We start from the raw sequence: 18,538 nt of genomic DNA, 5'->3' as shown, positions 1-18,538 counted from the left end.
TTCGTTAGGCTTCGTCAGGTCAGCACGGGTTTGGGGGGTTGCGTAATGCGTTTTTTTCTAGTCGCACTGCTTGGGATACTTGGAATAGGGGCACCTGCCGCCAGCCAGAATGCTGCCCCGACACGCATGACGACTGCGGACTTCGCAGCGCAGCAGGAATGGTCAAATCCCAGATTATCGCCAGATGGCAGCCGCATTGCCCTGGTCATGCACGATGCGAAAGAAAAGCGGATCGTCATCCTCGACGCCGAAAATCCGCAGACGGTTATCCGACAGGCCCTTCTGGGCGAACCACCACTGCAGGCGCTCCGCTGGGCCGGAAACGATCGCCTCTTGATCAAGCTGCAGACGTACAAGCCGGTATTCGGCTTTACGCGTCCTGCCGACCGTCTCTTCATCTATGACATCTCGGCTGATCGGTCTTACGAGGCGGCGCCCGAATTCAACGGCACCTACTCTGGCGACCTTGTGTACGTCGACAGGTCAGGCGAATGGGCGCTGGTCGCGGGCCAGAACGACCAGAACGATTATCCGTCCATTAGGCGGGTCGATCTTTCCACCGGAAAGTCCAAGCAAATCCAGCACCAGATGCGCGGCGTCTGGGACTGGTATGCCGATCGAGACGGCGTGGTGAGAGCCGCTATTCAATATAGCAAGACAAACGACTTCGCGCTCCAGTATCGCGACAATGAAGATGACAAATTCAAGCGGATCACGATCAATCTGCAACGCGACAGTGACGACGAGATCATGGTCGAAAGTATCTTCCTGTCACTGACCGACGCTCCCTCGACGGCAATCAGCAATCACCGGAAAGGACGATTTGGCGTCTACGAGTTCGATCTGCAGAGAGGCCGCATCGGCGAACCCATTTTCGAACATCCCACTCACGACATCGACAGCTATTATCTCGACAATGAAAGCGGCTCGGTTCTCGGCATCCGATACCAGGATGATCGACCTCGAATCCACTGGTTGGACGAAGAAATGAAACGGCACCAGGCGCGCATTGATCGCGCGTTGCCCGGCATGGCGAACCGCATCGCCTCCTTTGCCAGCGACCGCAACCGCATGATTATCCATTCCTCGCGGGGCGCCGATCCTGGACTCTACTATCTGCTCGACATCGGCGCGGGTCGCATGGACGTCATTGCCAACCCGTACGAACGCGTTGACCCTGACCAACTTTCGCCTGTGCAGCATGTCGAATATCGTGCCCGCGACGGCTTGGAGATTGACGCCTATCTCACTCTCCCCAAGGACCGCGAGGCCACCAATCTTCCCCTCGTACTGCTTCCTCATGGCGGCCCCTTCGCGCGCGATACGTGGAGTTACGATCCGCTGGTCCAATTCATCGCGTCGCTTGGTTACGCGGTGCTGCAGCCAAACTTCAGGGGCTCCACCGGGCGCGGGCGCGAATTTGTCGAGAAAGGATATGGGCAGTTCGGGACAGGCATGATGACCGACATGTATGACGGCATCGACTGGCTTGCCGCGCAGGGCATCGTCGATCCGAAGCGCGTCTGTATCGCAGGCGCGAGCTACGGTGGCTACGCCGCCATGTGGGGCGCCATCGATGCTCCCGAACGCTTTCGCTGCGCCGTGAGCTATGCCGGCATCAGCGACCTTGCCTCCATGCGCCGTTATGATCGCAAGTTGCTGGTGCCCGTCCGATACACTGAATTCTGGCGCGACATGATTGCTGGCGATGTCGATGCAATGGATGACCTCGACCATATTTCACCCCTCAATTATGCCCGTCGGTTAGCGGTCCCAATGTTTATTGCCCACGGCAAGAAGGACCGCATCGTTCCGGTCGAACAGAGCGAGAAGATGATCGCAGCGCTGCACCGAGCGGAAAAGCCGTTCGACTGGATGATCTACGAGGAATCCGCACACGGCTTTGACGAGGAAGAGGAGTTCGACGATTTCCTCCGACGGCTGGCGGCGTTCTTGGCGCAACACAACCCGGCCTGACGCGCACGACGCGGATACTTGGCTTGGGCGCGCACTTCCCCTAAGGGGCTGTCCACACTCAATAACCGCGAAAAGGATGTTCATGGCCAAAGAAGAACTTCTCGAGATGCGGGGACGGGTGGTCGAGCTGCTGCCCAACGCAATGTTCCGCGTCGAGCTGGAGAATGGCCACGAGATCCTCGGACACACGGCAGGCAAGATGCGCAAGAACCGCATCCGCGTGCTGACCGGCGACGAAGTGCTCGTCGAACTGACCCCGTACGACCTCACCAAGGGTCGTATTACCTATCGCTTCAAGTAAGCCTGTGAAACTCGTCCTCGCCTCGGCGAGCCCGCGCCGCCGCGACCTGCTCGCGCGTATCGGCGTGACGCCGGATGTCGTCGATCCGGCGGAGATCGACGAGGCCCCTCGCAAAGGCGAAACGCCGCGCCCGCATGCCGTCCGCCTGGCAGAGGAAAAGGCGCAGGCAATAGCGCCCAAGCACGATGGCGCGGTCATCCTTGCCGCCGACACCGTCGTCGCAGTCGGGCGCCGCATCCTGCCCAAGGTCGAAGACGAAGCGACGCTGCGCGAGTGCATGGCGCTGCTGTCGGGCCGCCGCCACAAGGTGCTGACCGGTGTCGCGGTGATCGATCCGCAAGGCCAGATGCGCTCGCGCCTTGTTGAAACGATGATCGCGATGAAGCGCCTGTCACCCGACGAGATCGACTTCTACGCCGCGCACGGCGAATGGAAGGGCAAGGCCGGCGGCTACGCGCTGCAGGGCTACGGCGAGGTCTATGTCCGCCATATCGCGGGCAGCTATTCCAACGTTGTCGGACTGCCGCTTGGCGAGACCCGCAACATGCTGAAAGCCGCGGGCTATCCCCTTGCCTGAGTGGATTATCGAGGACGGCATCGGCGAAACCCGCGCCGCGCTGGTTGAAAACGGCGAGATCATCGAGGCCCGCGTCCGCCGCGACGGGACCATCGCACCCGGAACCGTCCTCGATGCCACGCTGAAGTCGATCGCTCCCCGGGTGGTCGTCGAAGCCGAGGGACAGGAGTTCCTGCTGCCCCGCGGTGCCAGCGGGATCAGCGAAGGCGCTGCGATCCGCATCGAGATCGTGCGCGAACAATCGGGCAGCGAACCGTGGAAGCGCCCGCTCGCCAAGCAGAGCGACAACGCCGTGCGGCCGGCACCGCCGCTGGCCGAGGGCACGCCCGGCACGATCGACGCGTGGGACGATCTCATCGAAGAAGCGCGCAGCGGCATCATCGCGTTCGACGGCGGCGAATTGCGGACCGAGAGCACCGCCGCGATGACCGTCATCGATGTCGATGGTTGGCTGGTACCCGACAAGCTGGCGCAGATGGCGGCATGGTCCAGCGCGCGGGCCATCCGCCGTCTCGACATCGGCGGCAGCATCGCGATCGATTTCCCCACCATCGAGGGCAAGGCGGAGCGTCAGCAGATCGGCCAGATCATCGACGACTACCTGCCCAAACCGTTCGAACGCACCGCGATGAACGGTTTTGGGCTGGTCCAGATCGTACGCCCGCGCACCCGCGCGTCGCTGATCGAGCTGGCACAGGATCGCGCCGCCTTCGAAGCGCGCGCCCTGATGCGCCGCGCCGAACGCGAAGTAGGCGCCGTCACGCTGACGGCGCACCCTGCCGTCATCGCGGCGATCCGTCCCGAATGGCGCGATCAGCTGGCGCGAAAGGTCGGCGGCACGGTCACCTTGAAGGCCGACCCCGCGCTTGCCATGTCAGGCGCCTATGCCCAAAAAAGCTGACAGCGATTGCCCCGTTTGCGGCAAGCCGACCACCAAAGAATACCGCCCCTTCTGCAGCCGCGGCTGCAAGGATCGCGACCTGCTGAACTGGCTTGGCGATGGCTATCGCATCCCGGGGCCTCCGGTCCCGCAAACAGGGGTGGACAGCGAAAGCGAGGGCGGCTAGACGGCGCCCTCGCTAACGCCGCAATCCTTTGCGGACGCCTGCGCGCCTAGGTAGCTCAGTTGGTAGAGCATGCGACTGAAAATCGCAGTGTCGGCGGTTCGATCCCGTCCCTAGGCACCACTCCCCTCCCCTCATCAGATCGCTTGCAAGCACGCCAGCGAATGCGTGCTGATGTCACAAGCATATTGGGTTTTCTCGTGATCTTATGCACAAGCGGGCGCGATGAAACGCGCGTCACGCTTGAACTCGGCGCGCTTGCATGCCTGATGGATACGCGATGACCAAGACACCCAAGAAGATCGTGCTTGCCTATTCGGGCGGGCTCGACACGTCGATCATGCTCAAGTGGCTCCAGACCGAATACTGCGCCGAGGTCGTGACCTTTACCGCCGATCTGGGGCAGGGCGGCGAGGTGGAGGAAGCGCGCCGCAAGGCGGAAATGCTCGGCATCAAGCCTGATAACATCTTCATCGAGGACCTACGCGAGGAATTCGTCCGCAACTTCGTCTTCCCGATGTTTCGCGCCAATGCGCTCTATGAAGGGCAGTATCTCCTCGGCACCGCGATCGCGCGTCCGCTGATCAGCAAGTGGCAAGTCGATGTCGCGCGCAAGGTCGGCGCCGACGCGGTCTGTCATGGTGCGACCGGGAAGGGCAACGACCAGGTCCGCTTCGAGCTCGGCTATTACGCGCTCGACCCCGACATCACGGTGATCGCGCCGTGGCGCGACTGGGACTTTGCCTCGCGCAGCGACCTGATCGATTTTGCCGAGGCCAACCAGATCCCCATCACAAAGGACAAGCGCGGCGAGGCGCCGTTCTCGATTGATGCGAACCTGCTGCACAGTTCGTCCGAGGGCCGCGTGCTGGAAGATCCTGCGGTCGATGCGCCCGAATATGTCTTCCAGCGGACCGTGGCGCCCGAAGACGCGCCCGACGCGCCGACCATCGTCAAGATCGGCTTCGAAGCCGGCGATCCGGTCTCGATCGATGGCGAGGCCATGAGCCCCGCAACCTTGCTTACGAAACTTAACGCGCTTGGCGGCTCGAACGGTATCGGCCGCCTCGATATGGTCGAAAACCGGCAGGTCGGCATGAAATCGCGCGGCATCTACGAAACGCCGGGCGGCACCGTGCTTTCGGCGGCGCGCCGGGGCATGGAATCGCTCACGCTCGATGCAGGCGCGATGCACCTTAAGGACGAATTGATGCCGCGTTATGCAAAGCTGGTCTATGACGGCCTGTGGTTTGCACCCGAGCGCGAAATGTTGCAGGCCGCGATCGATGCCAGCCAGGGCGCGGTGACGGGCGAGGTGACGATGAAACTCTACAAGGGCAATGCCACGGTGATCGGCCGCACCAGCCCCTATTCGCTCTACGATGAAGACCTCGTCACGTTCGAGGAGGGGACAGGCGACTATGACCAGAAGGATGCCGAGGGGTTCATAAGGCTGCGCGCGCTGCGTCTGCGCACGCTGGCTAAGCAGCGGGCCAAGCTGACATGAGGGACGACGCCAACAAGATGTGGGGCGGCCGCTTTCGGGGCGCCGCGCACAAGGTCATGGAAACGATCAACGCGTCTATCTCCTTCGACAAACATTTGTGGCGGCAGGACATCGAAGCCAGCAAGGTGCACGTCGCGATGCTGCAGGCGCAGAACATCATCGATGACGAGGCAGCGCAGAAAATCAGCAACGGGCTCGACAAGATCGAGACCGAATTTGAACGCGACGGCATCGTCGAGAACCCCGCGCTCGAAGACATCCATATGCACGTGGAATCGCGGCTCGCCGAACTGATCGGCCCCGATGCCGGACGGCTGCACACCGCGCGCTCGCGCAATGACCAGGTCACCACCGATTTGCGCCTGTTCGTCCGCGAGGCCTGCGACGAGGCCAACTCGTTACTGGTCGCTTTTCAGGAAGCGCTGCTGGATCGCGCCGAAGAGCATGCCGAGACGATCATGCCGGGCTTCACCCACCTCCAGTCGGGCCAGCCGGTAACGCTCGGCCATCACCTGCTTGCCTATTTCGAAATGGCGGTGCGCGATCGCTCGCGCTTTGCCGACGCGCGTAATCGGATGAATCAGTGCCCGCTCGGTGCCGCGGCGCTCGCGGGCACCTCCTACCCCATTGATCGCGACATGACGGCACAGGCGCTTGGTTTCGATAGTCCCTGTCGCAATTCGATCGACGCCGTCAGCGACCGTGATTTTGCGCTCGATTATGTCATGGCCGCATCGGCGTGCGCGCTGCATCTGTCGCGGCTCGCCGAAGAGATCATCATCTGGGCAAGTCAGCCCTATGGCTTCGTCAAACTGCCCGACGCCTGGTCGACCGGTAGCTCGATCATGCCGCAAAAGCGCAACCCCGACGCCGCCGAGTTGGTGCGCGGCCACGCGGGGCGCATTCTCGGCGCGCTGGTGTCGATGGCGACGATGCTCAAAGGCTTGCCGCTGGCCTATGCCAAGGACCTGCAGAACGACAAACCGCCGCTGTTCGAGGCGCGCGAGTTGCTGACGCTGTGCCTCGAAGCCATGCGCGGTATGGTAACCGATCTGGAGTTCGTTCCCGAGGCGATGCTGGAGGCGGCGCGGGCAGGCCATGCCACGGCAACCGACCTTGCCGACTGGCTGGTTCGCGAACAGGGCGTCCCGTTCCGCGAAGCCCATCACATCGCCGGCACCGCTGTGGCGGCGGCGGAGGGCAAGGGCGTGGCGCTGGAAGAGTTGTCGATTGACGATCTGCAAGCGATCGACGGACGCCTTGACGAGGCAGCGCTACAGGTGCTCGGTGTCGAAAGCTCCGTTGCCAGCCGCACGAGTTTCGGTGGCACGGCGCCGGATCAGGTGCGCGCGCAGATCAAGGCCGCACGAGAGTATCTCAAAAGCTGATGGCGCTGCCGACTTAGCGGATTACGCGAATGTCATCGACCATCGCACGCACGTCATCGGGGGTGGGCGCGGTCATGCCGCGCACGGCGAACGCAACCGCGAAATTGACCAGCATGCCGAACACGCCGATGCCTTCGGGCGAAATGCCGAACCACCAATTGTCCGCCGTGTTGACGGCCGGGTTCCATAGCTTGAACCAAGCGATGTAGAGAAAGGTGACCGACAGGCCTGCCACCATCCCCGCAATGGCGCCTTCGCGGTTCATCCCCTTGATGAAGATGCCCATGAAGATTGCCGGGAAGAGCGAGGCTGCCGCCAATCCGAAGGCGAACGCCACGACCTGCGCCACAAAACCAGGCGGATTGATCCCCAGATACCCGGCCACCAGGATCGCCGCGGTAATCGCGATCCGCGCCGCGCGCAGTTCGCCTTTCTCACTAATGTCGGGGCGGAAGGTGCGCTTAAGCAAATCATGGCTGACCGAGCTCGAAATCACCAGCAGCAGCCCCGCCGCGGTCGATAGCGCAGCTGCCAACCCGCCCGCCGCAACCAGCGCGATGACCCATCCGGGCAGGTTGGCTATTTCAGGATTGGCCAGCACCATGATGTCACGGTCGACATAGACTTCGTTGTCGCCGTCTGCGGCAGCGTTGGAAACGACGCGTTCGCCCGATGCGCCTGTCTCCTCGGTGAAGATAGGCGCGCCCTCGAAGGCATCGCCTGCGCGCACCTGCATCACGCCGTCGCCATTCTTGTCGCGAAACGCGATGAGGTCATTGGCTTCCCAGTTGGTGAACCACCCCGGTGCCTCGCTATATTCGGTGCCGTTGACGCTATCGACGAAGTTGGCACGAGCGAAGGCGCCGACCGCGGGAGCGGTCGTGTAAAGCAAGGCGATAAACACCAGCGCCCATCCCGCCGACCGGCGCGCATCGGAAGCCTTGGGCACGGTGAAAAAGCGCACGATCACGTGCGGCAATCCGGCCGTGCCGATCATCAGCGCCGCAGTGATGCAGAAGACGTCGATAGTGGATTTCGAGCCGTCGGTGTAAGCGGCGAAGCCCAGATCGATCAGCGTCGCATCGAGCCTGTCGAGAAAATAGGTGCCGCCTTCGACGCTCGATCCCAGCCCGAGTTGCGGCACCGGATTGCCCGTCACCATGAAGCTGATGAAAAAGGCGGGCACCAGATACGCGAAGATCAGCACGCAATATTGCGCAACCTGCGTGTAGGTAATGCCCTTCATCCCGCCCAGGACGGCGTAGACGAAAACGATCCCCATGCCCGCAATCACGCCGATCGTGATCGGTACGTCGAGGAAGCGCGAGAAGACGATGCCGACCCCGCGCATCTGTCCCGCGATATAGGTGAAACTGATGAAGATGAGGCAGATCACCGCCACCACGCGCGCGGTCTTGCTGTAATAGCGCGTCCCGATGAAGTCGGGGACGGTGAACTGCCCGAATTTGCGCAGATAAGGCGCAAGTAGCAGTGCCAGCAGCACGTAGCCGCCTGTCCAGCCCATCAGATAGACCGATCCGTCATAGCCGAGGAACGCGATCAGTCCCGCCATCGAGATGAAGCTGGCCGCGCTCATCCAGTCGGCGGCGGTTGCCATGCCATTGACCACTGGGTTCACGCCGCCGCCGGCAACATAGAATTCATCGGTCGACCCGGCGCGCGACCAAACCGCAATTCCGATATAAAGCGCGAAGCTCAGCGCGACGAAGATATAGATGAGGGTTTGCGTCTCCATTTATTCGTCACGATGCTCGCGCTCGATCCGCTCCATCCGGCGGACGTAGACGACGATCAGGACGATGAAGGCGTATATGCTGCCTTGCTGGGCGAACCAGAAGCCGAGCGGATAGCCACCGATGCGCCACTGGTCGAGCCATTCGCGCAGCAGGATCCCCGCACCGAACGACACCGCGAACCAGATCGACAGCAGGATGAGCAGCAAGCGGATGTTGGCGCGCCAATAGGCATTGCGCTGCGCGTTGCCCTCTTCGCTATCATCGTGCATCGGCGCCTCCCCCTCGTCGACCGTATTAGGCAGGGTTTGTCGCGTGGCCAAGCCATCGTGACGTTTGCCGTCCTCGCTGCTAAGCCAACGCCTATGCTCACCGCGCTCGTCTGTCTCGTCCTCGTCGCTGCGACCATCGCGATCCATTACGAGGTGCTGCGCTTCACTTCGAACAACCTGACCCATTTGCGGGTGCCGCCGCGCATGCGGATCATCATCATGCTCACCGCAGCGCTCGTCAGCCACCTCGCACATTGCCTTCTATATGCGGTCGCCTTTCTCTGGCTTGAGCGGCTTGGCGGTTTCGGCAGCATTGATGGCCCTGTAGGCCATGACCTTGGCGATGCCTTCTATTTCTCCGTCACAAGCTACACCACGCTCGGTATAGGCGACCTTATACCGACAGGCGCGATCCGCATCATTGCGGGTGTGTCTGCCCTGAACGGGCTTGTAATGGTCGGCTGGACCGCGTCGATGACCTATCTTTACATGGAAAAATTCTGGCACCTTAAAGGGCGGAGGCCGCGCAAGAAGCGCTAGCCGGGCCCCTTTAGCCCGGCAGCGTCATCGGCCGCGTTTCGTAATGCAGGTGCCACTGCTGCACTTCGGATAACATGATCTCGCCAAGTCGCCGCGAGCGTTCTGCCAGCCGGTCGAAGGATAGCGGGTCAGCGTCCAGCGCATTGCGCAGCTTGCCGAGCTGGTGGGAGATTGCCGCCGAGCGTTCGCCAGTCGCTGCGAAGTCGCCCTGCATGCGGATGCCATACAGCGCCGCCGCCAGCGCCGGGAACAGGGCGGTGATGAAGGTCACCAATCCCGTGCCGCTCATGCCAAAAACATCGCCCACCTTGCCGAAGCCGAAGCTGATCGCGAGATAGGTGACGCAAGCGATGATCGTGCCGACGAACAGCAGGTCGCCGGCGCGGTGCAGCTGGTGGTTGGCATGGTGCATCGAATGGGCATTACCTTTGTGGTAGCCCAGCTGCTCGTCGATCAACGAGAGCATCACGCCGCGCACCTTTTGCAGATAGGCGCGATCGAAGGTCGCGCGCACTAGTCCCAGCTCGCGTGCGGAAGCGCGCGCATACCAGCTGACCCAGCCCGGGTGGGTCGTGCCGTCCTCGACATCGCGCAGGCTGAGCCGTCCGAGCGGCGATGCCATCGCCAGCAAGCGAAGCCGTTCGGCAAGATGTCGCCGGTCGAGCCAGCAGCGATGCAGATTCTGGCGATTGGCAAAACGGGTATTGGCGATGATCAGGAGGATCACCAGCAGTTCGAGTGCGATGAGCAGTTTCTTCGCTTCGGGAATGAGCAGGCCCAGCAAGGCAAGAAAGACAGCAAGGCCCGCCATCGCGAAATTGGTCACGAAGCTCGACCGGAACCGCAGCGCGAAATCGTTGGCCTGGGCATCTGCCCGTCCGAACCGGCACAGCATGCTGCCATTGAGTCGTTCGCCGTAGCGCCCATTTTGGGCAAACGGTTCGGTGTGCGGCTTTAGCCAGCGGGCACTATCGTCCGCCGTCGGCGCCCGGGTCGAGATCCTGCTCCACGGCTTGGCGCCCGTTGCCGCCAGCAGCAGCGGCCACCCGAGCGACGATTTGGGTTTGCTGTGCTGCGGCGCGATGAAGCTGGCGAGTTCGGCCGCATCGTCGCCATCGGGCGGCGCGCATAACGCCTCGATCAGGTGCGGCAGCGCGAGACGCGCATCGGCCCGCTGCACCCCGTCGAGCGAGGGGCGATCTGGCACCGCTTCGTGAAGCCCGCTCCACAGCAGTTCGGGGGGCTTCTTGCCCTTGGCATCGATGTGGATGACGGGTTGGTGCAGCGCCACCGCTTCGGCGATGACCTGCGTCGTGCCGCCGCGTCCGCGTGCTGCTTCCCCGTCCCAGATGGCGATGAGGATATCGGATTGCGCCAGCACGACACGCCCCGCCGCTTCGTAGGCCGCAGTCTCGCCCTGCGAATGATCGTCGATCGACATCACCGTGTCGGCGGCGGCGAGCATTTTTTCGGTACGCGCCCATTCCTCCGCCCCGAAGTCCTTGGCGTAGACATCTTGCGGAAAAGGAAGGCAGGCGGCGATGGCGTTGCCTGTGTCGAGCGCAGCTTCGGCTGCGAGCACGTCCGCGCCCTCCGCCAGCGAGGTGACAAGTTTCACTTCGGGCGTAACATCAGAGAACACCGATTTGTGCGCCGAGTGCAGTGTGACCAGCGAGCCGCGCGCCACGTTGAAGATTTCGGCACACGCGGTGCGGATCGTATCGCTATGCGCAAGATCGAGCCGCGGCGGACGGTGCCCGGTGATCCCGAAGCGCAAAGTGAGCCGCGGGCGATATTGGTTGCTCGATGACGTCACGCTAGAAAATGCCCCCTCGCATCACCCGAGCACGCCACATTTCCAAGTGGAAGGCAAGGCGCCAGTACCCCGGCGCCCTGCTTTGCCGATCAGACCTTAATTACCATCACGATCGATGATGATGGGGTCCGTATTGATGTGATTTGTCCCATCGGTAAGACACACGAGATATCTGTGCGTCGGATGGACGCTCCTGTCGGCCCCGGTGTCGTTGATCTTTGCTTTGGTCGAATTGGAGTCGTTCTTCAGCGAGAAATCCGAGCCATTTTCGACGTAGATACCCGACCCGATCGATGTCCAACCGTTGGCCTCGGGCGGCGCACTGACTTGCGAATCAAACATCCAGCCGGACGTGTCGATGTCGAGCTTAATGTCCTTGTTACTATCGGGGGTAATGCTGTCAGGCCCAATCGACGCCGAATAACTGCCGTCGGATTGCTGGGTGACCGTAATTCTTGCTTTGTCTGCCATTGTTCTTCTCCCTGTGCGTCAATCCCGAAAAATGCCTCCGAATGCCGAGTCGGGATCGAACCCCGGCGGAAGTTTTGTGGTGTTCGTGCCGCTTCGCCGATCAAGCGCGGCGCGGGGCAAGGCGATAAAGGGATTGGTGACGTCCGCTTGCTCAAGGATGGTGCGAGACTTGCTCCACAATGAGTTGCGTTCGGCCGGCGTCCCAGCTCGATCGCCAAGCGCCATCAGTAAAGTCGCGGCATTGTGCCGCGACTGAATATCGTCGCGAAATCCGCCGCCACCCCGCAAGTCTGCGACCAGCCTTTGCGCTTCCTGTGCGTCAACGGGATTCCCACTGAGCACCGATAACATGAGCGCCGCCAACAGCTTCTTTTGAAGAGATACGTCGTCGGCCGACCCTTGGAGCAGCGCTCGAATGTCGGCGGTCGCTTGGATCGCCCTTCCGCGTGCTGCGGTCCGCTCGCCACGGGCAAGCTCGATCAGCCCTCGACTTACCAGCGAGTTTGCGCGTGTTTCCCGCCATTCTTGGTTGCCAGGTTCTGTGGTCGAAAGATCGGCAAAGATTGCTTCTGCCTTGGCGAGACATTCGTCGGCTTTTGACAAATCGCCTCGGACGAAGTGGGACATGGAAAGATTGGCCTCTCCATATCCTCGCATTTCTCTTACCGCCGCGTCGCTCTGGTCGAGCAAGTCGTGATCCAGTGCCTCGAGTTGACGCTGCCTCGCATCTATCGATTTCTCGATCTGCCCGTCAGACGTATAGATCGTGGCGCTGTGCGCGTGGGTCTGTACCATCGTGAGCAACGTATCGCGATCGGGCGGGTTGATCGCGGCAAGGCGCTTCTGGGCTTCTTCGAAGGCCCTCAGTGCTTCGTCATACCGCCGGTGCTTACGATAGGCATAGCCAAGATTAATGGGCCCGTAAGAGGCCTCCAGTTGCGATGCCCGATCGTCGGGTTTTATTTCCACCAGCCGCGCCGTCAAATTGCGATATTCGACAAACCTCGCCAATGCCTCATCCTGTCGTCCCTGCTCGTCAGCCAGATAACCAACCCAGAAGACGCTTTGCGCGTGATCATAAATCCGCTGCCAGTCGTCGCGCTGGCGCTCCAGTAGCGCTTCCGTCGTAGCGGCCGCATTGCGAAAGCCCTCAAGCGCCATCTTGTTATCACCGCGCAACATCGAAACCTCGCCCATCAGGTGAAGCGCGCGCGAGCGCCGCCCCAGCGCGTTTGCATCGAGATCGGCCAATTTCTGCTGTGCATAATAATCGAGCGCGCGATCACCGACCGCTTCGAGCACGTCGAGCCGCCCGACCGGCTCGAGTTTCTCGCGCAGGTCGGTCAGCATGAATTCGATCAGACCATCGGCCTGTTCGCGCTGTTCAATCGCTTCTTCCCGCTGGTCGATGGCGTAGAGTGACAAACCGGTCGTGCCGACCATGCCGAGCGCGGAGGCTGCGGCGATCCAAGCGAAGCGCTTGTTGCGCCGCGCCGCATCGCGCTGGACGAGGTCATCGAGGCCAAGCCCGAACAATCCGGCGATCAGCTTCAGTTTCCCAAGCCGCTTGCCGTCGCCTTCTTCGCGGAAGTCGGCGGCAACAGGCTCGGCGCGCTGGTCGGTCAGCTGGCCTTCCGCGTCGAGCTTGTAACGAAGCGCGGGCGGGAAGCATTCTTCGTCCTCGCGCCCCGCCATATCGCTGGCAAACGGTTCGCCGTCGATGATGGCCGCCAAGACCGGCGCGCCCGGATTGACCCGCTTGAAGGTCGCAATTTCCTCGTTGGTCCAGCGCGATGCGACGGCAGCCGGCGAACACAGGACGATCAGCGCCTTGGAATTTTCCAGCGCCGATTCCAGCCGCCGCCCGAGATTTTCGGCGGCCGCCAGCTCTTCACGATCGCGGAAGATCGGGCGGATGCGGCGCGGAATTGGCCCAAGGCGGCTATCGCGCCCAACGAGCCTGCTTGGCAGCGCATAAAATTCAAGCGCGCGGTGCAGCCAGTTCGCAAACTGCTTGTCGCGATGACTGTAGCTCAGGAACGCCAGATATTCGCCGCTTTTGTCCATGCCCCCCCGATCCGGAATGAGAACAACAGAGACCAGCTATGCGACTCGGCCTAATCTCAATTAACATAATAGTTAATAGGACCGGCTGGCAAACGGAAAACCGCGAAAAAAGCGCGGCACTGTATCGACGCGGCGACGTTTCTCTGGCTAAGAAGCGCGCATGGCAAAAACCCCACAACAGATTCAGGCCGAAGAAAAACGCGCCGGCTTGGTACTTATCGCCGCCGCCGCGCTTGCGCTGATCGCGGCTAATTCACCGCTCGCCCACTATTATCACGACCTGCTCGAGTTCAAATTCGGGCCGACCATGCCCCGTTTCGGGCAATTCAGCGTCGAATATTGGATCGTCGATGGGTTGATGGCGGTTTTCTTCTTGCTGGTCGGGCTGGAAGTGAAGCGCGAATGGTTCGAGGGGCGCCTGTCGACACCTGATGAACGGCGCCTGCCGATCATCGCCGCCATTGGCGGCATGGCCGTGCCAGCGCTCGTCTTTCTCGCCGTCGTCGGGTTCGATCCCCACCTTTCGGCGGGCTGGGCGATCCCCGCGGCCACCGACATCGCCTTTGCCATCGGCGTACTGGCGATCCTTGGCCGGCATGCGCCCGCCGCCATCAAGCTCCTGCTCGTCACCATCGCCATCGTTGATGATATCGGTGCGGTGGCCATCATTGCGCTGGTCTACACCGCCGATCTCAACACGCTGGCGCTCGCGGGTGCCGGCGCGGTGACGGCCGTCATGGGGACGATGGCGCTCTACGGCGTGCGCAAGCTGCGCTACTTCCTTATCGGATTTTTCGTCCTGTGGTTGCTGGTCCTCGCCAGCGGTGTCCATGCAACGATTGCCGGTGTGCTTGCAGCGCTGACGATCCCGCTCGGCAAGGGCGAGGAAACAAGCCCGCTGCGCCGGCTCGAGCATAATATCCACCCCTGGGTGATGTTCGGCATCGTGCCCATTTTCGGATTTGCCGCTGCCGGCGTCGAGTTGCCGAGCGACATGAGCGCGTTGTTTGAACCGCTGCCGCTGGGCATTATGCTCGGCTTGTTCATCGGCAAGCAGATCGGCGTGTTCGGCACGATCTATTTCGCCTGCAAGACACGGCTTGCCCGCCGTCCGCGGGGCACGCGCTGGGCGCAAATTTACGGCGCCGCCATCCTGTGCGGCATCGGCTTCACGATGAGCCTGTTCATCGGCGCGTTGGCTTTCCCGGCGCATCCGAGCGAAATCGATGCCGCAAAAATCGGGACGCTGATGGGCTCGCTGTTGTCGGCGCTGGTCGGCTATGCCGTCTTGCGCTTCAACAATGCGCGGCCATCCACCGCCGAAGAGATCGAGCAGGCGGGCGACGTCTTCTGCGCGGACGATGAACTCAAACGCCAAGAAAAGGCACGCAAAGGCGTGAGCGAGACGGCTTAACGCCAGCCTGCCTCACGCGCCGCCGTTTCGGCCGCGGCGTCCAGTGGTTCGCCTGCAATGCGCGCATCGATCAGCGCGGCGAGGCGCGGATCGGTGCCGCTCGCCATGCGGAAGTCGCCGCCCACGTCTTCGCCCGAGAACAGGCCCTCGACCCGCCAAGCGTCGCCGTCTCGGCAGGCAAGGCCGCTATCGCCCGCGACGCTGAAGCTGCGGCAAAAACTGCCGTCCGCCTGCGCAAAGCTGACCCCGATCCGAATATCGCCCTCAGGCGCCGAAGCAAGCTGGCGGTCGAGCGCCTCGTGCAGCGAAGCGGTCGCCACCATCTGTCCGCCGCGATGGTCGATCAGACCGGGCGATCCTGCGAATTGCGTGCCGCCAACGAACGCCAGCGCGACGGCCGCGGCCGCCGCCGCGGCGCGCCACCAGGGACGGTTATCATTGGCGGGCAAGGGCGCTGCGGGCTCCATTGCCGCCGTTTCGGGCGCCGCAGTCATCACCGGATCGAACGCAGCGCGCAGATCGCGGGTCATTGCGCGATGCTCGTCCGCCAATGCCTGCAAGGCAGGATCAGCGTCGACCCGTGCGGCTACGCGTGCTGCAGTCTCGGGATCCAGTTCGCCGTCGAGCCAGGCGAAAAATTCTTCTTCGTCAGTCATCATTTCCCTCGCCCAGCATTTCCAAGAGTGCCTTGCGCCCCCGCACGAGACGGCTCGAGACCGTGCCGATCGGCAAGTCGAGCAATTCGGCGGTTTCGCGGTATCCCATGCCATCGACCAGGATGAGCGCGACGATCTCGCGCTGCTCCTCGGGCAATTGCGCCATGGCGTTCATCGCCTTTTGCAGATCGATCGCCGCATGCGTGGCAGGGCGCGGATCGTGACCCACGCCCAGCCCCGCTTCCTCGGGCACCTCGCGGTTGGCGCGGCGTCCACGCGCGCGGACCGTATCGATCCAAAGATTGCGGGTAAGCTGGAACATCCAGCTGTCGAAGCGTGTACCCTGCTCGAACTTGGCGAAATTGCGCAATGCGCGCTCGCTCGCACGTTGCAGCAAGTCGTCGGCATCGGCCGACTGGCTGGTGAGCGAATAGGCAAAACGACGAAGGCGCGGATAGATCGCGCGAAACTGGGCTTCGAAGCTCGTACAGGATGAATTCATGGCACCTCATGGGGATGAAACGTGCGCCGGCTGTCGTTTCATCCGCGACCATGCATAATATAGGAAAATACCATGTCCACTCATCGTCTGCCCCTGATAGCCGCCTGTGCGGCCTTGCTGTCGCTCCCTGCGTCGGCACAGCTGGTGCCCGATCTTGGCGGGCTGACCAACGGACCCGGCCTCCTGCCGCCCTTGCCCAACGTCAACATTCCCGTGGTCGGGGACTTGTTGGAGCGCGAACCGCAGGCAGCCGAACTTGCGACACCGACCCTCAACCGGGTGGGCCAGTCGGGTATTTCGGCTCGGCTTGGGCGACGCGATCTCCAGCGGCTGCGCGAAGCACGGCTTGAAAAGCTGATCGATGACTATCCAGCCGAACTCGATAGCGACCGCGACGACTATCCGGTCCGCCGCGGCGAGTTGCTGCTGGTCGATCCCGATGCGACCGGTCTTGCCCGCGCCCGCGCCGCCGGTTTCAGCCCGATCGCGGAAACCCGGCTCGATGCGCTCGGCGTGCGGCTCGTCACGCTCGCGGTCCCCGCGCAGGACGACGACATACGCGATGCCATCAAGCGGCTGCGCAAGGCCGCGCCCGAGCTGGTAATCGACTATAACCATGTCTTCGAACCCGCCGGCGGCGGCCTTTCGCCGCTGACAAATGCCGCGGCGGCGATGGGCCAGCCGCGCGCTGCATCGGGGACGATCGCCATCATCGACGGCGGCGTCGCATCGCATCCCTCCTTGTCGTCCGCAAATCTGCGTCAGCGCGCCTTTGCCAGTCAGGTCGTGCCGACCGGCCACGGCACTGCGGTCGCCTCGCTCGTCGTCGGTAACGATGGCGCGTTTCGCGGCGCATCGCGGGGAACGCGCCTGCTGGTCGCTGACATTTATGGCGGCAGCCCGGCGGCGGGCTCGGCGTCGGCGATCGCCAATGCCATCGCCTGGGCGGTGGCCGAGAAGGCGGACGTGATCAACATCAGCCTGGTCGGCCCGCGAAACGCCCTGGTCGAACGCGCCATCGCGGGCGCACGCCGCCAAGGTGCCGAGGTCGTGGCTGCGGTTGGCAATGACGGCCCGGCCGCGCCCGATCCCTACCCCGCATCCTATCCCGGCGTGGTCGCGATCACCGGCGTCGATGAACATGGCCGCGCCCTGCGCGAGGCCGGACGCACGGACAATCTCGCCTTCGCAGCGCCCGGCGCAGACCTTGCCGCGGCACGCCCCGGCGGGGGCTATATCGAAGTGCGCGGCACCAGCTTTGCCGCGCCGCTCGCCAGCGCGCGGCTGCTTGCGCGCGGCAATGTCATTTCACTTGGTCGCGAGGCGATAAAGGGCAAGGGCCGCGTCGGGCGCGGCATCGTATGCATGCCCTGCCGGATCGACCCCGATCAGGTCGGCGCGAAATAATTTTCGACTTTTCGCGGATGAAGCGCCGATTGGCTGTCGTTTCCTTCACGTAGCGCACCCCGGGAGGGTCTGCGCGGAAGAAGGAGAATACAGATGAACACCAAGATGATCACTATTGCCCTGATGGCCGGTGCCAGCCTTGCCGCCACGCCCGCTTCGGCGCAGCTGGTGCCCGACCTGAGCGGCACCGTAAACGGTACGGTCGGCGGCGTTGTCGACGGCACGGTCGGTAATGTCGCGCGCGGCACGCTCAGCGGACGCGGCGGCCTTGGCGGCACGCTGTCGAACGGCGACCTGCTCGGATCGACCCGCAACATCGCCAACAGCGTTAGCGGCTCGGTGACCGGGAACGCGTCGGGTAACGCCGATGGCAATGTCGATGCGCGCAGCGGTTCGGCGTCGGGTAATGCCGGGCTTGCCGGCACGGTCGATGCCGTCGCCAACAGTGCGACATCGGCTGCCGGGATGAATGCCGGTGGTTCTGCCTCGGGCAATGCATCGGCCAACAAGAGCGCAAGCTTTGGCGTCGATACGCTTGGCACTAACGACGTGACCGGCATCGCCAATGGCGCCGCCAGCGCCGCGGGCAACGCAGCCGCTGAAGGTCAGGCCAAGGCGACGGGCGCGGCGAACAGCGCTGTTATACGCACCCGCCAGACGGGTTCGGCTGCGGCCAATGCGGCCGCGAATGCCGCGGGTCAGGCCGCGGGCAGCGTCAGCCCCTCGACCCTGCCATTGTCCGGTTCGATCGGCGCCAGCGGTTCGGCGCGCGGTGAAGGCAAGGCAGAAGGCCGGGCCGACGCCAACTAGTCCCCGCCCCCCCAA

18 protein-coding genes and 1 tRNA gene are annotated in these 18,538 nt (G+C 62.9%); 12 read left to right on the top strand and 7 right to left on the bottom strand.

Annotated elements, in window-relative coordinates; genetic code table 11:
• Positions 1–45 precede the first annotated feature (45 nt).
• The 8 genes from NUX07_RS02270 to argH all read left to right on the top strand — a co-directional run bounded on the left by NUX07_RS02270 (position 46) and on the right by argH (position 6,814).
• Complete coding sequence (locus tag NUX07_RS02270; RefSeq protein ID WP_265528507.1) at positions 46–1,977, top strand: alpha/beta hydrolase family protein; 1,932 nt, start codon at positions 46–48, stop codon at positions 1,975–1,977.
• A gap of 82 nt (positions 1,978–2,059) precedes the next feature.
• Complete coding sequence (gene infA, locus NUX07_RS02265) at positions 2,060–2,278, top strand: translation initiation factor IF-1 (protein WP_147042814.1); 219 nt, start codon at positions 2,060–2,062, stop codon at positions 2,276–2,278.
• A 4-nt stretch (positions 2,279–2,282) separates the two neighbouring features.
• Positions 2,283–2,855, top strand: a complete 573-nt coding sequence (locus NUX07_RS02260; protein ID WP_265528503.1) for a Maf family protein — start codon at positions 2,283–2,285, stop codon at positions 2,853–2,855.
• Entirely contained in the window at positions 2,848–3,756 is a 909-nt protein-coding gene (locus tag NUX07_RS02255; RefSeq protein WP_265528502.1) for a ribonuclease E/G, read from the top strand. Before NUX07_RS02260 ends, NUX07_RS02255 begins: the two co-directional genes overlap by 8 nt.
• Complete coding sequence (locus NUX07_RS02250) at positions 3,740–3,922, top strand: DNA gyrase inhibitor YacG (RefSeq protein ID WP_265528501.1); 183 nt, start codon at positions 3,740–3,742, stop codon at positions 3,920–3,922. Before NUX07_RS02255 ends, NUX07_RS02250 begins: the two co-directional genes overlap by 17 nt.
• 44 nt (positions 3,923–3,966) lie before the next feature.
• Positions 3,967–4,042 (top strand) — tRNA-Phe (locus NUX07_RS02245).
• A 157-nt stretch (positions 4,043–4,199) separates the two neighbouring features.
• The gene (locus NUX07_RS02240) at positions 4,200–5,426 is read left to right on the top strand and encodes an argininosuccinate synthase (protein ID WP_265528500.1); all 1,227 of its coding nucleotides are present in this window, start codon (positions 4,200–4,202) and stop codon (positions 5,424–5,426) included.
• Between the two features lie 17 nt (positions 5,427–5,443).
• Positions 5,444–6,814: an argininosuccinate lyase gene (gene argH, locus NUX07_RS02235; RefSeq protein WP_265530727.1), complete on the top strand. Its 1,371-nt coding sequence runs from the start codon at positions 5,444–5,446 to the stop codon at positions 6,812–6,814.
• Positions 6,815–6,827: 13 nt separating this feature from the next.
• Here argH and NUX07_RS02230 read toward each other — a convergent pair whose 3' ends face one another.
• Complete coding sequence (locus NUX07_RS02230; RefSeq protein ID WP_265528498.1) at positions 6,828–8,570, bottom strand: sodium:solute symporter family protein; 1,743 nt, start codon at positions 8,568–8,570, stop codon at positions 6,828–6,830.
• A complete protein-coding gene (locus NUX07_RS02225; protein ID WP_265528497.1) occupies positions 8,571–8,840 on the bottom strand; it encodes a DUF4212 domain-containing protein in 270 nt (89 codons plus the stop codon).
• A gap of 93 nt (positions 8,841–8,933) precedes the next feature.
• On the opposite strand from NUX07_RS02225, the gene NUX07_RS02220 reads away from it, so the two are divergent.
• A complete protein-coding gene (locus NUX07_RS02220) occupies positions 8,934–9,380 on the top strand; it encodes a potassium channel family protein (protein ID WP_265528496.1) in 447 nt (148 codons plus the stop codon).
• Between the two features lie 10 nt (positions 9,381–9,390).
• Here NUX07_RS02220 and NUX07_RS02215 read toward each other — a convergent pair whose 3' ends face one another.
• The 3 genes from NUX07_RS02215 to NUX07_RS02205 form a co-directional block, all read right to left on the bottom strand.
• Complete coding sequence (locus NUX07_RS02215; RefSeq protein WP_265528495.1) at positions 9,391–11,196, bottom strand: hypothetical protein; 1,806 nt, start codon at positions 11,194–11,196, stop codon at positions 9,391–9,393.
• A gap of 96 nt (positions 11,197–11,292) precedes the next feature.
• On the bottom strand, positions 11,293–11,667 hold the full coding sequence (locus NUX07_RS02210; protein ID WP_265528494.1) for a hypothetical protein: 375 nt from the start codon (positions 11,665–11,667) through the stop codon (positions 11,293–11,295).
• Between the two features lie 18 nt (positions 11,668–11,685).
• Complete coding sequence (locus NUX07_RS02205; protein WP_265528492.1) at positions 11,686–13,734, bottom strand: toll/interleukin-1 receptor domain-containing protein; 2,049 nt, start codon at positions 13,732–13,734, stop codon at positions 11,686–11,688.
• Positions 13,735–13,894: 160 nt separating this feature from the next.
• Between NUX07_RS02205 and nhaA the strand changes: the two genes are divergently transcribed.
• Entirely contained in the window at positions 13,895–15,148 is a 1,254-nt protein-coding gene (nhaA, locus tag NUX07_RS02200; protein ID WP_265528490.1) for a Na+/H+ antiporter NhaA, read from the top strand.
• On the opposite strand, the gene NUX07_RS02195 is transcribed toward nhaA, so the two are convergent.
• Together NUX07_RS02195 and NUX07_RS02190 are read right to left on the bottom strand one after the other, a co-directional pair.
• Positions 15,145–15,807, bottom strand: a complete 663-nt coding sequence (locus NUX07_RS02195; protein WP_265528488.1) for an anti-sigma factor — start codon at positions 15,805–15,807, stop codon at positions 15,145–15,147. The genes nhaA and NUX07_RS02195 overlap by 4 nt on opposite strands.
• A complete protein-coding gene (locus tag NUX07_RS02190; protein WP_265528486.1) occupies positions 15,797–16,306 on the bottom strand; it encodes an RNA polymerase sigma factor in 510 nt (169 codons plus the stop codon). The genes NUX07_RS02195 and NUX07_RS02190 overlap by 11 nt, the downstream gene beginning before the upstream one ends.
• A gap of 72 nt (positions 16,307–16,378) precedes the next feature.
• Between NUX07_RS02190 and NUX07_RS02185 the strand changes: the two genes are divergently transcribed.
• Both NUX07_RS02185 and NUX07_RS02180 read left to right on the top strand, forming a co-directional pair.
• Positions 16,379–17,713 (top strand): S8 family serine peptidase, encoded by a 1,335-nt coding sequence (locus NUX07_RS02185; RefSeq protein WP_265528485.1) that lies wholly within the window; start codon positions 16,379–16,381, stop codon positions 17,711–17,713.
• 93 nt (positions 17,714–17,806) lie between these two features.
• Complete coding sequence (locus NUX07_RS02180) at positions 17,807–18,523, top strand: hypothetical protein (RefSeq protein WP_265528483.1); 717 nt, start codon at positions 17,807–17,809, stop codon at positions 18,521–18,523.
• The last annotated feature ends 15 nt before the right edge of the window (positions 18,524–18,538 follow it).

The organism is Sphingomicrobium marinum (assembly GCF_026157105.1).
Lineage (GTDB): Bacteria > Pseudomonadota > Alphaproteobacteria > Sphingomonadales > Sphingomonadaceae > Sphingomicrobium > Sphingomicrobium marinum.
The sequence above is the reverse complement of the archived record's forward strand: the minus strand, read 5'-3'. Positions and strand labels throughout refer to the sequence as shown.

Excerpts from the sequence above, each read along its gene's own strand:
- NUX07_RS02180 (WP_265528483.1), top strand. The coding sequence starts at position 17,807 with ATGAACACCAAGATGATCACTATTGCCCTGATGGCCGGTGCCAGCCTT.
- NUX07_RS02270 (WP_265528507.1), top strand. The coding sequence starts at position 46 with ATGCGTTTTTTTCTAGTCGCACTGCTTGGGATACTTGGAATAGGGGCA.
- infA (WP_147042814.1), top strand. The coding sequence starts at position 2,060 with ATGGCCAAAGAAGAACTTCTCGAGATGCGGGGACGGGTGGTCGAGCTG.
- NUX07_RS02250 (WP_265528501.1), top strand. The coding sequence starts at position 3,740 with ATGCCCAAAAAAGCTGACAGCGATTGCCCCGTTTGCGGCAAGCCGACC.
- NUX07_RS02220 (WP_265528496.1), top strand. The coding sequence starts at position 8,934 with ATGCTCACCGCGCTCGTCTGTCTCGTCCTCGTCGCTGCGACCATCGCG.
- NUX07_RS02225 (WP_265528497.1), bottom strand. The coding sequence starts at position 8,840 with ATGCACGATGATAGCGAAGAGGGCAACGCGCAGCGCAATGCCTATTGG.
- nhaA (WP_265528490.1), top strand. The coding sequence starts at position 13,895 with ATGGCAAAAACCCCACAACAGATTCAGGCCGAAGAAAAACGCGCCGGC.
- NUX07_RS02240 (WP_265528500.1), top strand. The coding sequence starts at position 4,200 with ATGACCAAGACACCCAAGAAGATCGTGCTTGCCTATTCGGGCGGGCTC.
- NUX07_RS02230 (WP_265528498.1), bottom strand. The coding sequence starts at position 8,570 with ATGGAGACGCAAACCCTCATCTATATCTTCGTCGCGCTGAGCTTCGCG.
- NUX07_RS02205 (WP_265528492.1), bottom strand. The coding sequence starts at position 13,734 with ATGGACAAAAGCGGCGAATATCTGGCGTTCCTGAGCTACAGTCATCGC.
- NUX07_RS02190 (WP_265528486.1), bottom strand. The coding sequence starts at position 16,306 with ATGAATTCATCCTGTACGAGCTTCGAAGCCCAGTTTCGCGCGATCTAT.
- NUX07_RS02185 (WP_265528485.1), top strand. The coding sequence starts at position 16,379 with ATGTCCACTCATCGTCTGCCCCTGATAGCCGCCTGTGCGGCCTTGCTG.
- NUX07_RS02195 (WP_265528488.1), bottom strand. The coding sequence starts at position 15,807 with ATGATGACTGACGAAGAAGAATTTTTCGCCTGGCTCGACGGCGAACTG.
- argH (WP_265530727.1), top strand. The coding sequence starts at position 5,444 with ATGTGGGGCGGCCGCTTTCGGGGCGCCGCGCACAAGGTCATGGAAACG.
- NUX07_RS02210 (WP_265528494.1), bottom strand. The coding sequence starts at position 11,667 with ATGGCAGACAAAGCAAGAATTACGGTCACCCAGCAATCCGACGGCAGT.